General features: G+C 64.2%; 11 protein-coding genes. 2 read left to right on the top strand and 9 right to left on the bottom strand.

Features of this window, described 5'->3' with window-relative positions:
• Positions 1-38 precede the first annotated feature (38 nt).
• The gene (gene betC, locus CJU94_RS21655; protein WP_095420755.1) at positions 39-1,577 is read right to left on the bottom strand and encodes a choline-sulfatase; all 1,539 of its coding nucleotides are present in this window, start codon (positions 1,575-1,577) and stop codon (positions 39-41) included.
• Between the two features lie 163 nt (positions 1,578-1,740).
• On the opposite strand from betC, the gene CJU94_RS21650 reads away from it, so the two are divergent.
• Together CJU94_RS21650 and purU are read left to right on the top strand one after the other, a co-directional pair.
• The gene (locus CJU94_RS21650) at positions 1,741-2,655 is read left to right on the top strand and encodes a choline sulfate utilization transcriptional regulator (RefSeq protein ID WP_095420754.1); all 915 of its coding nucleotides are present in this window, start codon (positions 1,741-1,743) and stop codon (positions 2,653-2,655) included.
• A 139-nt stretch (positions 2,656-2,794) separates the two neighbouring features.
• Positions 2,795-3,670 carry a formyltetrahydrofolate deformylase gene (gene purU / locus CJU94_RS21645; protein ID WP_095420753.1) on the top strand — a complete coding sequence of 292 codons (876 nt, stop codon included), beginning with the start codon at positions 2,795-2,797 and terminating at the stop codon, positions 3,668-3,670.
• An 83-nt stretch (positions 3,671-3,753) separates the two neighbouring features.
• On the opposite strand, the gene CJU94_RS21640 is transcribed toward purU, so the two are convergent.
• The 8 genes from CJU94_RS21640 to CJU94_RS21605 form a co-directional block, all read right to left on the bottom strand.
• Entirely contained in the window at positions 3,754-4,611 is an 858-nt protein-coding gene (locus CJU94_RS21640) for a glycine betaine ABC transporter substrate-binding protein (protein WP_095420752.1), read from the bottom strand.
• A gap of 138 nt (positions 4,612-4,749) precedes the next feature.
• On the bottom strand, positions 4,750-6,009 hold the full coding sequence (locus tag CJU94_RS21635; RefSeq protein WP_095420751.1) for an FAD-binding oxidoreductase: 1,260 nt from the start codon (positions 6,007-6,009) through the stop codon (positions 4,750-4,752).
• A 33-nt stretch (positions 6,010-6,042) separates the two neighbouring features.
• Positions 6,043-7,356 (bottom strand): aromatic ring-hydroxylating oxygenase subunit alpha, encoded by a 1,314-nt coding sequence (locus CJU94_RS21630; protein WP_095420750.1) that lies wholly within the window; start codon positions 7,354-7,356, stop codon positions 6,043-6,045.
• A gap of 73 nt (positions 7,357-7,429) precedes the next feature.
• On the bottom strand, positions 7,430-8,206 hold the full coding sequence (locus CJU94_RS21625) for a drug:proton antiporter (RefSeq protein WP_095420749.1): 777 nt from the start codon (positions 8,204-8,206) through the stop codon (positions 7,430-7,432).
• On the bottom strand, positions 8,203-9,372 hold the full coding sequence (locus CJU94_RS21620) for an electron transfer flavoprotein subunit alpha/FixB family protein (RefSeq protein WP_095420748.1): 1,170 nt from the start codon (positions 9,370-9,372) through the stop codon (positions 8,203-8,205). The genes CJU94_RS21625 and CJU94_RS21620 overlap by 4 nt, the downstream gene beginning before the upstream one ends.
• Positions 9,373-9,376: 4 nt before the next feature.
• On the bottom strand, positions 9,377-11,290 hold the full coding sequence (locus tag CJU94_RS21615) for a (Fe-S)-binding protein (RefSeq protein ID WP_095420747.1): 1,914 nt from the start codon (positions 11,288-11,290) through the stop codon (positions 9,377-9,379).
• 2 nt (positions 11,291-11,292) lie between these two features.
• Positions 11,293-13,356 (bottom strand): NADH:flavin oxidoreductase, encoded by a 2,064-nt coding sequence (locus CJU94_RS21610; RefSeq protein ID WP_095420746.1) that lies wholly within the window; start codon positions 13,354-13,356, stop codon positions 11,293-11,295.
• An 85-nt stretch (positions 13,357-13,441) separates the two neighbouring features.
• A complete protein-coding gene (locus CJU94_RS21605) occupies positions 13,442-13,978 on the bottom strand; it encodes a DUF5943 domain-containing protein (RefSeq protein ID WP_095420745.1) in 537 nt (178 codons plus the stop codon).
• Positions 13,979-13,990 lie beyond the last annotated feature (12 nt).

Raw genomic sequence — 13,990 nt, 5'->3', positions numbered from 1 at the left:
TCCTGTTCGTGAGGTGGGGTGGACTGGCAGAGTGAGAATCAGTGCGCGACGGCGGGAAAGCGCGCCATCGCTTCGAGCGTATCCAGATCGATGTGATTGCGCATGTAACGCTGGCTCGCATCGACGAGCGGCTGCCAGTCCCATGATGCGACCGTGCCCTGTGTCGTGGCTGCGAAATGAAAATGACGCCGCCGCTGGCTTTGCAACACTTCGTTGTGCAGCGCGGCGAGGTTCCAGCGTTGCGCGATCTCGTCACGAAAAGCCGCGACCCGTGAGGCGTATTCGCCACGCGCGGCGAGATTCTCGCGCTCCAGCGGGTCCGCCGCCACGTCGTACAGTTGATCGGGATCCGCGGGCGTGTGAATGAATTTGAAGCGGCCGCGCCGCAACATCACGATCGGCGCGATTGCCCCTTCGGCCAGATATTCGCCGATGGCTTCGTCGTGCCCGCCTTGGCCGCCTTGCAGATGCGGCAGAAGGCTTTGTCCATCGAGCGAATCGGGCCACACGGCCGGTGGCGCGCCGCGCGCCAGTTCAACCAGCGTGGGCAGCAGATCGAGATGCGAGACGCAGGCCCGCACGCGATGCGCGTCGAATTGCTGCGGCGCGTGCACGATCAACGGCACGCGGCAGCCGCCTTCGAAGAAGGTCATCTTGTACCAGAGGCCGCGCTCGCCGAGCATCTCGCCGTGGTCCGAGGTCACGACGATCACCGTGTCCTGCGCGAGTCCCGATTGCTCGAGCGCCTCAAGGATCGCGCCGAACTGATCGTCGACGTACGAAATCGCGCCGTAGTAGGCGCGGCGCGCATTACGGATCTGCTGTTCGGTGGGCGGCGTGCGGTCGGTTTCGCATACATGGCGCAGACGTTTCGAGTGCGGGTCGGCCTCGTCGAACGAATCGCGAAACGTGGGCATGTCGATCTCTTCATCGCGATACATGTCCCAGTACTTCTGTGGAATCGCGTACGGGTCGTGCGGATGCGTGAGCGAGGCGACGAGGCAAAACGGTCTCGCATCTTTTCCGGCATGACGTTCGCGTGCGATGTCGAAGAGTTTCTGGCGAGTCGTGAAGGTGACTTCGTCGTCGAAGTCGAGTTGATTGGTGCGCACGCAGGGTCCGGCATCGATCACGGAACTCATGTTGTGATACCACGTGGGGCGTGCTTCGAAATGTTCCCAGTCGGGTGTCCAGCCGAAGTCGGCGGGATAGATGTCGGTAGTGAGCCGCTCTTCGAAGCCATGCAACTGATCGGCGCCGCAGAAATGCATCTTGCCGGACAGAATGGTGCGATACCCTTCGGCGCGAAGATAATGCGCGAACGTCAGCGTTTGCGACGGAAATTCCGCTGCATTGTCATACGCGCCGATTGCCGACGGCAGCTTGCCCGACAAAAAAGAAAACCGCGAAGGCGCGCACAGCGGACTCGCGCAATAGGCCGATTCGAATACCACGCCCTGCTTCGCGAGGCGGTCGAGATTGGGGGTTTTCGTCAGACCGTGTCCGTATGCGGCCAATGCGAACGGCGTCATCTGATCGGCCATCAGAATGAGGATATTCTTTTTGCTCTCAAGCATGGGGGCGTGCCTCGAATAGAATCGCAAGTGTCGGTGCGGATGTCGCCGTCATGACGACGGCGAGCCGGCGGCCCGCATGCCGGGCTCGCCATGCGTACCACTATTGCCGTTCAATTCGCCACTGTGAAGACGGCAATTCGTTATGTGCCTATAAGGGGGTGTTATGCCGAGGCAGGATCGCTTGCCGCCGATGCAGGCGCTAACCATGTTCGAATCGGCGGCGCGTCTGGCCAGCTTCACGGCGGCCGCGCGCGAGCTGGGCTCGACACAGCCGGCGGTCAGTCAACGCGTCGTGCAGCTTGAGGAAACGTTGGGCACGCCGCTCTTCGAGCGCGGCCATCGCGGCGTCACGCTCACGGAAGACGGCGTGCGTCTGTTCGAAGCGGTGCGCCACGCGCTCGACACGATTCGCCTCGCCACGGCCGAGATCCGCGCGCGGCGCACGCCGCAAACCCTCACGCTCTCCACGGACTTCGGGTTCGCCACCTACTGGCTGATGCCACGGCTATCGCAGTTCAAGGCGCTGATGCCGGACGTCGACGTGAAGATCATCACGTCCCAAAGCGTGTTCGATCCATCGCACGATCAGGCGGACATCGCCATTGCATTCGGCGACGAACACGCTGACTGGAGCGCGCGCGGCGTGGTCAAGCTGTTTCCCGAGCGGGTCACGCCGGTGTGCAGTCCCGCCTTTGTCGCGGCGCACCCGTCATTGCGCACGCCCTCCGACCTGTTGCACCTGCCGCTGCTGCACCTCGAACCGACCCAGCCGGCGCGCTGGCTGTCATGGGCGGACTGGTTCGGCGCGCATGGGCTGGACGCACCGCCCGCGCACCGCGGCATCACGTTCAACAGTTTCACGCTGGTCGCCCATGCGGCCATCATGGGCCAGGGCGTCGCGCTGGGCTGGGCGCCGCTCGTCGACGAACTGCTCGCCACCGGGCAACTCGTCGAACTGTTCGATCCGCCGGTCGTCACCGAGCGCGGCTATCTGCTCGTCACGCAGCGCGCCGCCACACCCGCGGTCAGCGCCTTTCGCCAATGGCTGCTCGGCGAATGCGGACTCGACGCCGAATGAGCACCGGCCCGGCGAACCTGACGCTCCCGTTCCAGCGCGACGGCGTTTAGCTTCTATCCGCGTGCGCGCCTGATTTGATCTACTGCGATGATGCATGCCGCGCCCCGCGGCATCGCCCTATTGTCCAAGTGGAGAGCGCATGTCCGCCGATTCCCGTCCCGATCAGCTGGTTCTCACCGTCGCGTGTCCGAGCGCGGCGGGCCAGGTTGCCGCCGTCGTCGGCTTTCTCGACCGGCATCATTGCTATATCGACGAACTGACCGTTTTCGACGACGACCTCAGTGAGCGCTTCTTCGTGCGCTGCGTATTCCACGGCGTGGACAGCAGCGAAACGCTTCACGCCGCGGCCCTCAAGCGCGAATTCGAGCCGATCGCCGAGCGCTTCCGCATGACGTGGGCGATGCACGACGTCGACACGCGGCCGAAAGTGCTGATCATGGTGTCGAAACTCGAACACTGTCTCGCCGATCTGCTGTTCCGCTGGCGCATGGGCGAACTGAAAATGGACATCGTCGGCATTGGTTCGAATCATCGCGATCTGGAACCGTTGGCGCAGCAGCATGGCCTGCCCTTCCACCATCTGCCGATCACGGCCGATACGAAGCCGCAACAGGAAGCACGCCTGCTCGATCTGTTCGAGACTTCCGGCGCGGAGTTGATGATTCTCGCGCGCTATATGCAGATTCTGTCCGGCGAAACGAGCCGTGCGCTCGCGGCACGCGCGATCAATATCCACCATTCGTTCCTGCCCGGCTTCAAGGGTGCGAAGCCGTATCACCAGGCGCATGCGCGCGGCGTCAAACTGATCGGCGCCACCGCGCATTTCGTCACCGACGATCTCGACGAAGGCCCGATCATCGAACAGGTGGTGGAGCGCGTCGATCATTCGTATAGTCCGGAGCGCCTGCTCGCCACCGGGCGCGACGTCGAATGCATCACCCTCGCGCGCGCGGTCAAGGCATTCATCGAGCGGCGGGTGTTCATCAACGGCGATCGGACCGTCGTGCTGCAATAACGGAAAACGCCGCTTTTCAGCGGCGTTTTCTTTGGGGGTTGCCGCCTCTTCAAAGCGGCAACCCGTTCACACGGAAAGCGGGATCACTTCACCCAGCTATCCACACGATCGCCGTGCGCGCTGATCCAGGCGTCGGCGGCAGCGGTTGGCTTTTCGCCGTTCTGCGTCGCCAGCATCACGCTGTCGATCTCGCCCGGCTTCCATTGAAACTTCTTGAGGAACGCGACAACCGGCGGCGCCTTCTTCTCGAGGTCAGGGTTCACCACGCTATCCACATGCTCCGCTTCGCCGAACACCTTCTTCGGATCTTCGAGGAATTTGAGCTTGTACTTCGCGAACATCCAGTGCGGCTTCCAGCCGGTCACGATAATCGGCTTGCTCGCCGCTTCCGAGCGCGCCAGTTCCGCGGTCATCGCGCTGCCCGAGCTCGGCATCAGCGTGTAGTCGAGTCCATAGGCCTTGATGGCCTCGCTGGTCTTCTGCATCACGCCCGCGCCGGCGTCGATACCGACAATGCGCGAACCGAACTCCGCTTTCTTCGCCTCCAGATCGCCGAGGCTCTTCACGTCGGCGTTATCCGGCACGATCAGGCCGATCTTCGCATCGTTGAAGTTCGGACCCAGATCGATCACCTTGTCCTTGAAGTTGTTCCAGTACGCGCCGTGCGTGACCGGCAGCCACGCGGACAGCGTCGCGTCGAGATCGCCGCGCGCCACGCCTTGCCACATCACGCCTGCTGCGACCGGCACGAGTTGCACCTGATAGCCGAGGCGCTTTTCGATCACGCGCGCGGCCACGTTCGAAGTCGCGACGCTATCGTCCCAGCCTTCCACGTAACCGATCTTGATGGTCGGCTTGGTATCGGCCGACACACTTACGCTGCTTGCCGCCAGCGCCGCGCTCAAAGCGCTCAACACAAACATCTTTCTGATCAGTCCCATCGCCGCTCTCCCGTTTGCCGTCAAAAACAACCCAATGTGCATTTAGAATCGCCAGCCAGAATTGCCGGGTAGCGTTGTTTTCCGACATCCAGTTGTCCGCACGCGACTTCGGCCACTGGCGGGGCCGTCCTTCTCGTCTTACTTATCCACGACCAGATCGGACAACGGCTTGCTGCAGCACAGCAGCACCATGCCCTGATCGATTTCACGCTGGCGAATGCCGCCGGCATGTTTCATCGCGACTTCACCGGACACCAGCTTGACCTTGCAGGTACCGCACATACCCTGCGTGCACGACGCGGGCAACCGTACGCCCGCCTTCTTCGCCGCGTCGAGCACGTGCTGGCCACTGCCGCATTCGATCTCGCGATTGCTTTTGGCGAAACTCACCTTGAAGCGGCTTTCCGTTTCAACGGCTGCGGGCGACGGCGTGGACACGGGCGCGAAGCCGGCCGCCTCTTCGCGCGCCTCGATGAAGCTGTCGGCGCTCACGGGCGCGCTCGCACCCTGCAATGCGTCCGCGACGTGAGCGGTGGTCAATTGCGCGGCCACCTCGGCCACCGTCTCGAATGAAAAACTTTCCTCGTGATAGTGGCTGCGATCGAACCCGCCCTCGTCCAGCAGATTGCGTACGGCCTGCATGTACGGCGCGGGTCCGCAGGTGAAAATCTCACGCTCCAGAAAGTCCGGCGCAATCAGTTTGAGCAGCGGCAGCGTCAGAAAACCGGTCACACCAGGCCAGTTCGTGCGCGCGCCGAGCCGTTCGCAAACAAACGCGGTGCGGAAATGCGCCTGATTCGACGCGATCAGATCGAGTTCGCGCGCGAAGATAATGTCGTCCGGCGTACGGGCGCTGTGCACGAACACGATGTCGCTGTCTTCACCGAGCTCATGATGCGCCCGGCTCATCGACATTAGCGGCGTAATGCCCGAGCCCGCCGAAAGAAACAGGAACTTGCGCGCCGGGTGGCGCGCGCAGGTGAACTCGCCCGCCGGTCCGAGCACGCGAACCTCGGTGCCCGCGTGAAGATTGTCGTGCAGCCAGTTCGACACCTTGCCGCCCGGCACGCGCTTCACCGTAATCGAGATCGTATGCGGCCGCGTGGGCGGCGAGGAGATCGTATAGCAGCGATTGATCGACTCGCCGTCTATCTCCAGTTCCAGCGTGATGAACTGGCCCGGCTCGAATACGAACGCCCGACCGGACGGCGCGCGAAAGAAAAAGCTCTTTACGTCATGCGTTTCCTGCCGGACCTGGCAGCACACCAGCGTGTCGTCGGTATCGCTGTTCCAGCGCGCCGGCAGCGCCTCCCAGAACCGCGGCTGCGTGACGCGGCTGGCAGCGTGGTCCGAAGCCGGCTCCGTGCTGAGCTGAAACGTGGCCTGATCGCGCATCATTGTTTTCTCCGACTCCTGGTTGCGGCGGCGCGTTCAGCGCATGAAGGACACGACTTTCTCGCCGTGCGAAGCCGGCGCGGTTTCGCCGGCGTCCTGGGTGTCCGGTGCATGGCTGTAATCCGCCAGGCGGCCGATGTACCACTCGCAGAATTTCTCGACGAGACCTTCCGTGAACGGCGAATACGGACCCGGTTCGTACGCGCTGCTCGTCGCGCCGCGTTGCGAGTATTCGACGAGCGCGCGATCCTGGTCGTTCGTCGCGCGCCATACGGCCGTGAGGTTGTTCACGTCGTAGTCGATGCCTTCGCGCGCGTCCTTGTGAACGAGCCACTTGGTGCGCACCAGCGTCTTGCCCGCCGAGAGCGGAATCACCGAGAAGCTGACAATGTGGTCGCTCATGAAGTGATGCCACGAGTTGGGCTGGGTCCAGAACGACAGGCCGCCGAGATCCGCCTGCTCGAAGCCGCCGAGCAGTTTCTTCGAGGCCACTTTCGCGTCGAGCGTTTGCGATTCGCCGTCGCGATCGAGCGGCAAGCGTTGCGTGCGAAAACCCGTAACCAGATCGGCAAGCCGTTCGATTTCCGCCGACGGCAACTGCATCGCTTCCCATTGCGCGGTACGGCGCGCCACCGTCTCTTCGAAAGCGGCCATGCCTTCTTCGTTGGCCGGCGTGCGCTGATAGCCAAAGCCGTATTCGTACAGCGAAATGGTCAGCTCGGGATGGTTCGCGACGCAGTGATAGCACTCGCGATTGTTTTCCATCGTGAGCTTCCAGTTACCGTCTTCGATAATGTCGATCGAAGCCGCGACCTTGCAGCTGGCCAGATCGTGCGGCAGCAGATACGGTTCCATCGCGGCACGCATCACGGCGAAGTCCGCGGGTGGATTGTCCGCGAGGCAAATGAAAATGAGGCCCGCGAGGTTCTCGAGATGCACGGCCTTCAGGCTATGTTTGCAGCGGTCGAACTGATCGCCCATGTGCTCGGCGAACATCAGATCGCCGTTCAGGCTATACGTCCAGCTGTGATACGGACAGACGATATTGCCGAGCGAGCCTTTGTCGGTATTGCACAGGCGAGCGCCGCGATGGCGGCACACGTTGTGAAACGCCCTCACCTGCATGTCGTCGTCGCGCACGATCAGGATCGAATCGTTGCCGACCTCCACGGTGATGTAGTCGCCCGGTTCCGGCACGTCCGGCTCCACCGCGACCTGAATCCAGTGTTGCCGGAAGATCGCGTCCATGTCGAGCGCGAAAATATCCTCGCTCGTATAGAAAGGCGCTTCCAGCGTGTAATTCGTCTTACGGCGTTCGATCATTGCGCGAACGTCTGCCGAAACTTTCATTGTGTGCTCCGTTGCATGTCACGTCTGGCGCCGCGCCAGGCCCTCCTGGTCGCATGCTGGCCCGAACCGGAAATCAGTAATCCACGAGTTGATGCTCGCGCAAATACGCGAGGATCACTTGTGCTTTTTCGACGGAACTCCCTTCAATTACGACGGAGCCCCCGCGGCTTTCGGTCGTGGTCGCCGATAGCATGCGGGCGTGGCCCGAGCGCTTTTCGGCGGCGGCGAGACGCACCGGCTTGGCGGCCGCCGGACGGACGCTCCAGGCGAGGCCTTCAGGGCCGCCGGCCGCTTGCGTGGCGACCGGACGGATCGTGCCTTCGCGCAACCGTGCGTAGGCGTAGGTAGGTGCGGCGTTGGCCATCGGATGCACCGCGATCAGCGCGGGCAGTTGGACTTCGACGCGCCGGCGCAAACCCTTCGGCATGAACTGGCGGACTTCCGCGCAGCCGTCACGCAACGTGATGTCGACCGCGGCGCCGACCAGCGCGATCTCCAGCGCATGGGCGACGCGATACGGCAGCATGCCGCTGTCGAATGCGCCTTCGGCGCGCGTGCCGGTCAGCACGAGCTCGTAGCCGCCCAGCCGCGCCGCCAGCGCAGCGGCTGCGTCCGCCTGCATTTCAGGCGTCGTGGCCAGGTCCAGCACTTCGACCGACCGCGCGCCGAGCGCCAGATACTCCTGCAACGCAGGGTTCGATGGATCGCCCGCATGCAGCACCTCGAGCGTGGCGTTGTTCGTTCTGGCGAGCGCGAGCGCCATGGTCAGCGCGGCGGCGTCGTTACGGCTGTACCGCGCCGTGCCGCTCACCGGATGACGGCCCACGGAAACAAGGACGGCGATTTTCATGCGAGCGCTCCTTCGACGACAGCCGATGAATTCAGCAGCGCCGCACCGGTTCCGCGTGCCGTGCGCGCCACGGCCGCTGCTTCGTTGAGCGCCGCGATGGTTTCCTGCGCGTCCGCGATCACGGTCAGATTCGCGCGTTTGGCGATCGGCGCGCTCGCGTCGAGATTCACCGCGATCACATGGCGGCAGTCCTTGATCCCTTGCAGATGCTGCACCGCGCCGGAAATGCCGAAGGCGATATAAACGCTCGCTTCGACGGTCTTGCCGGTCGCGCCGATCTGCTTGTCGCGGGTGAACTTGCCGTCGTCCACGGCCACGCGGCTCGCGCCGATTGCCGCGCCGAGCGTGGCCGCGAGACGCTCGAACGCCGGCACGTCGCTCACGCCGTTGCCCGCCGAGACGATGAAATCCGCTTCTTCGAGCGCCAGTTGCGCGGCGTCGATTTCCTCGATGCCCAGATCGCGTACCGCGCCTCGCGCGGAAGCCGGAGCGCCGTCGAAGCGCCACATGACCCGTTCGCCGGCACCGACGAACGGCAGCTTCGGATCGACCGCATTGGGCGCGAGCAGCACGACCTCGGGCAACGCGCGCACGGCGAACGCTGTATTCGCCTGAACATAGGCGGCCACGTGCGCGGCGTCGATCTCGACGACATGCGTCGCGACGCTTGCATTCGCGGCGGCTGCGTAGCGGCGTCCCAGGTCGCCGTCGCCGGTGGCGTTATCGGGCAGGAAAATATGGACCGGCGCGTAGGCCGCGACGCACGCGGCCAGCGCGTTCAATTCGTCCACCGGCGCGAAGGCGCGGCGGTCGAACATCGGCAATTCGATCAGCTTGTCCGCGCCGAGCGCGGCGGCGTCGCCGCTGAACTCGCCGAACACCAGCAATACGACTTCGGTCGTCGCGTCCGCAATCAGGGCGGCGCCGGCCAGCGCCTGGCGGGCGTGATCGTCGAGCGCGCCGCGGTCCGCATGGGCGGCTACCAGCATCACGCGCTGAGGCGTCGCCGTGGTGCGGCGCGGTTTGGCCTGGTCGCGGTGCGAGGCGCCGAGCGCGGCGAATTCCAGCGAACCCGCCACGCCCGTCACGCCGAGCGTGATACGCCGGAGTCCGTCCGCCGTGATCGTGAACGGACGGCGCGGATCGATTCGTTTGAGAGTGTTCATCGCGTTACTCCAGCGCCGCTGCAACCAGTTCGGCAACGTCCAGGACTTCCGGACGCGGCCCCACTACGCCTTCGAGCATGGCCGTGCAATTCGGACAACCCACTGCGACGATCTCCGCGCCGACGGTTTTGGCGTCGTCGATACGGATGTCGGGGATGCGCCGCTTGCCCGGAATATCCGTCAAGGGTGCACCGCCGCCACCGCCGCAGCAGCGTCCGCGCATTCCGTTGCGCTCCATCTCCACGACCTTGATGCCGATCGACTTCAACAAAAGGCGCGGCGCCTCCGTCTCACCGTTATAGCGGCCCAGATAGCACGGGTCGTGATACGTGATCTTGCGATCCGCGAAGGCGGCCACCGCGCGCGGCGTGAGCTTGCCGCTCGCGACCAGTTGCTCGATCAGCGCCGTGTGATGCTGCACCTCGTAAAAACCGCCCAGCGCGCGATACTCATTGCGCAGGCTGTGCAGCACATGCGGGTCCGCGGTGACGATCTTACGGAACGAGTACTGCGACAGCGTGCCGATCAGTTTGTGCGCGAGCTGCTGGAAGGTGGCCTCGTCGCCGAGACGGCGGGCGGTGTCGCCGGTGTCGGTTTCCACGCCGCCCAGTACCGCATAGTCGATGCCCGCCCGGTTCAGCACCTTGACGAGCGCGCGCAACGTGCGTTGATAGCGCATGTCGAAGGCGCCTTCGCCGGCGATCAGCAATACGTCCACCGGACGGCCCGGCTGCGCGACCTGCACTTGCAGATCGACGGCCCAGTCGTAACGCGCGCCGATGTCGTAGCCGTTCGAGCTGCCCGTCTCGCGCAGATTCGCGAGCGTGATCGGCCCCTTGCCCGGCACGCTGCCTTCGACCAGCGTCTGGTTGCGGCGCATATCCACGATCGCATCCACATGCTCGATCAGCATCGGGCACTCCTGCACGCAAGCGCGGCAGGTCGTGCAGGACCACAGCGTGTCCGCTTCGATCAAACTGGATATCAGCGGCTTGCCCGGCGCGCCCGCATGCTTGCCGAGCGGGATGCCCGGCGTCGGACTGCCCGCGTAGTCGGCGTCCGTGCCGCCCACCATGCCGGTGACCAGGTCCTGAATCAGCTTCTTCGGATTGAGCGGCTGACCGGCGGCGAACGCGGGACAGGCCGCTTCGCACTTGCCGCACTGCACGCAGGCGTCGAAGCTGAGCAACTGGTTCCAGCGGAATTCGACCGGCTTGCCGACCCCGTATTCCTTCGCGTCGAGCAGCGGTGCTTTCAAGGCGGTCGGCGGCACCACGTCGGTGTCGTTGCGCTCGGCAAAGCGCTCCTGACGCGGATGGAACGCGAGATGCAGCAAACCGGCGAGCGCATGCTTCATCGGACCGCCGCGCGCCGCGCCGAAGGTCATCGCGAACGCGCCCGCCGCGATCAGCAACGCGACGACGACGGCCAGCGCGCCAGACATCGCGGCAGCCGGCAGTGCGACGAACAGCACGAGGCCGAGCGCGAACGAGCCGAGCAACAGCGGCAGATGATCCCACGGCCCGCGCGAGAGCCGCGCCGGCACCGCTTTCGCGCCGTGGCGGCGGCGCCAGACGAACACCGCGCCGACCAGCATCACGAGCGCGGCCAGAAAGATCAGCTTGTCGAGCCGCGGCGAGTAAATCGCCAGACCGTAGTTGACGAATACCAGCGCCATCGCGAGAATCGCGCCGCCGGCGGTCGCCACGTGCGTTCTGGCAATGTACGGATCGCGCGCCACGACATGATGCAGATCGACGAAATAGCGCTTGGGAATCGCCAGCAGATTGGTCCAGCCATAGGCGCCCGCCGCCGTGGCGCGGCCTTCGCGCCAATACGCGGCGCGCTTGACGAGCGCGAACGCCAGACCGGCCACCGACAGCCACAGCAGGACGGTGATGACAAACACGGGGCTCATCGTCAAAAATCCTTGCAAAGACGCAGCGCGTCGTAGATCGCGCCGTGAATGTTGTGCATGGAAATGCAGTCGCCGACACGGAACAACAGGAAGCGGCCATTGCCGAGTTCTTCGGCAAGCGACGGCTGCGGCTCCGAGGCGAACAGCTTGTGCACGTCCACCTGACCGCGATTCAGCGACTCAGGCTTGAGCTTCCAGTACAACTCGTCGTTCGGCGTGCTGCCGTTTTCGATCACCACCTGATCCACCGCGCGCTCTTCCTGCTCTTCGGTGTACTCGTTGCGGATCACGGCGATCTTCTTGCCGTCTTCCTCGTAGACCTTGTCGAGCCAGTAGTTCGGCGTATGGATCACGCCTTGCGCATAGAGACGGCGGTAGAAGATCGGGAACGTGGTGCCGCCCACGTCGTCGGCCACTTTCACGTCCGGCGTGACGATCTCGACGTTCGAGCCGCGGCTCGACATGAAATCGGCCACGCCCGCGCCGGCATGCGTGCTGACGCCGTCATAGACCAGCACGTTCTTGCCCGGTTCGACCTTGCCGGACAAGACATCCCACGAACTCACCGCAAGACCTTCGTCGACGCCCCACGCCGCCACCTGCGACGTGAACGACGAACCGCCCGTGGCGAGCACGACGATGTCCGGCTTCTCGGCCATGATGGTTTTCTCGTCGGCGGCGACACCGAGACGCCGGTCCACGCCGAGGCGCTTCGTCTCCATGTCGAACCAGCGCACGATGCCCGCCATCTGTTCACGCTGCGGCGCTTTCGCGGCCAGCATGATCTGGCCGCCCACGTAGTCGTTCTTCTCGAACAGCACCACGTCGTGACCGCGCGACTTCGCCACGCGCGCCGCTTCCAGTCCCGCCGGCCCCGCGCCGACCACGACCACCTTGCGCTTCGCTCCGCGCGATTTGGCGATCACATGCGGCATGGTCGCTTCACGCGAGGTCGCAGCGTTCTGCACGCACAGCACGTCGAGGCCGTTGTACTGGCGATCGATGCAGTAATTCGCGCCGACGCATTGCTTGATTTCGTCTTCGCGGCCATCGCGGATCTTGATGACCATATGCGGATCGGCAATCTGCGCACGCGTCATGCCGACCAGATCGACCATGCCGCTGGCAAGCAGCCGCTCGGCCTGGCCCGCGTCGCGAATACTTTGCGCGTGCATGACGGGCAGCTTCACCACCGACTTGATGCCGGCCGCGAGATGCACGAACGGCTCGGGCGGCAGCGCCATCGGCGGCATGCAGTTGGCGAGCGTGTTATGCGTGTCCGCCCCCGAACCGATCACGCCGAGGTAATCGATCAGACCGGTTTCGCTCATGGCCTGAGCGATCTCTTTCAGCTGTTCGTGATCGAGCCCGTCTTCATGGAACTCGTCGCCGCACATGCGCAAGCCGACGCAGAAATCCGCGCCCACTGCTTCACGCACGGCCTTCAACACTTCCGTGCCGAAGCGCAGACGGTTCTCCAGCGAGCCGCCCCACTCGTCGGTACGGAAGTTGGTGCGCGGGCTCCAGAACTGGTCGATCAGATGCTGGTGCGCCGCCGAAATTTCAACGCCGTCCATACCCGCATCTTTCACCCGCTTCGCCGCGGCCGCGAAGTCGCCGATGATGCGGCGAATTTCCTCGACCTCGATGATCTTCGCATTGCCGCGATGCACCGGCTCACGCACGCCGGACGGCGACATCAGATGCGGCCAATGCTCGCCGTGAAACGCCGAGCGGCGTCCCATGTGCGTGGCCTGGATCATGATCTTCGCGCCATGCGTGTGCATGGCTTCGGCGAGCCGCGCGAGCGGATCGATGATCTTGTCGGTCGACAGGTTCACCGACTTCCACCAGCCTTGCGGGCTGTCGATCGACACCGGGCTCGAGCCGCCGCACACGGCGAGGCCCACGCCACCCTTGGCCTTCTCCTCGTAATAACGGATATAACGGTCGCCGGGCAGGCCGCCCGGTTCCGCATAGACCTCCGCGTGCGCGGTGCTGACGATGCGGTTGCGCAAGGTCAGCTTGTTCAGCGTGAGAGGCTTGAAAAGGTTCGGGTAACGCATCGCGATCGACCTCGGAATGAATTGCTTGTTGCGCTGTGCCGTGCGCCGTGACGGAAGCCGTTTATGTGTGTGCTTACGGTTGCGCTTACGACGCGAGCGGCGACACTTCGAACACGCAGTGTTCGTGGCCTTCAGCGGCGCATTGCGCTTCTCTGGAATGGGACGGCGGGCCCTTGCGCGAAGCGTCCGGCGCGGTGTCGTTGACCCAGTCCATCGCGCCCGCGAACCAGCCGGCGAACATGTAGCAAAGCTTGCCCACCTTGCCCGGCTGCGCCAGCACGAACGACGAGTGATGCAGCTCGATGCGCGCGTGCGAGCTCGACGGATCGGCTTCGGTGATCGTGAAGATGCCCCAGCCGCGCTGCGACAGACGCTTCAGGTAATGCTCGAATACGGCCATGCCCGCAATGCCGTGCTGCTTGGCTTCCTTGTCGCACCAGAAATAGGCGGACTTGTAGCCGGCCTTGTAGAGAATCCCGGCATACGTATCGAGGCCGAGTGCTTCTTCCACGGCGGTGTGGTTGTTGGTGAAGAAATGACGCGGCACGTACAGCATCGGCAGCGCGTCGGTGGTCCAGACGCCGGTGTTCGCATCGACGTCGATAGGCAGTTGGGGTTGCATGTGGAGGCTCCG

This window comes from Paraburkholderia aromaticivorans (assembly GCF_002278075.1).
Taxonomy (GTDB): Bacteria; Pseudomonadota; Gammaproteobacteria; order Burkholderiales; family Burkholderiaceae; genus Paraburkholderia; species Paraburkholderia aromaticivorans.
The sequence above is the reverse complement of the archived record's forward strand: the minus strand, read 5'-3'. Positions and strand labels throughout refer to the sequence as shown.

Bases quoted from the DNA above. Each gene is read 5' to 3' on its own strand.
- CJU94_RS21625 (WP_095420749.1), bottom strand. From the start codon at position 8,206: ATGAAAATCGCCGTCCTTGTTTCCGTGGGCCGTCATCCGGTGAGCGGC.
- CJU94_RS21610 (WP_095420746.1), bottom strand. From the start codon at position 13,356: ATGCGTTACCCGAACCTTTTCAAGCCTCTCACGCTGAACAAGCTGACC.
- CJU94_RS21630 (WP_095420750.1), bottom strand. From the start codon at position 7,356: ATGAAAGTTTCGGCAGACGTTCGCGCAATGATCGAACGCCGTAAGACG.
- betC (WP_095420755.1), bottom strand. From the start codon at position 1,577: ATGCTTGAGAGCAAAAAGAATATCCTCATTCTGATGGCCGATCAGATG.
- CJU94_RS21615 (WP_095420747.1), bottom strand. From the start codon at position 11,290: ATGAGCCCCGTGTTTGTCATCACCGTCCTGCTGTGGCTGTCGGTGGCC.
- CJU94_RS21640 (WP_095420752.1), bottom strand. From the start codon at position 4,611: ATGGGACTGATCAGAAAGATGTTTGTGTTGAGCGCTTTGAGCGCGGCG.
- CJU94_RS21605 (WP_095420745.1), bottom strand. From the start codon at position 13,978: ATGCAACCCCAACTGCCTATCGACGTCGATGCGAACACCGGCGTCTGG.
- CJU94_RS21620 (WP_095420748.1), bottom strand. From the start codon at position 9,372: ATGAACACTCTCAAACGAATCGATCCGCGCCGTCCGTTCACGATCACG.
- purU (WP_095420753.1), top strand. From the start codon at position 2,795: ATGTCCGCCGATTCCCGTCCCGATCAGCTGGTTCTCACCGTCGCGTGT.
- CJU94_RS21650 (WP_095420754.1), top strand. From the start codon at position 1,741: ATGCCGAGGCAGGATCGCTTGCCGCCGATGCAGGCGCTAACCATGTTC.
- CJU94_RS21635 (WP_095420751.1), bottom strand. From the start codon at position 6,009: ATGATGCGCGATCAGGCCACGTTTCAGCTCAGCACGGAGCCGGCTTCG.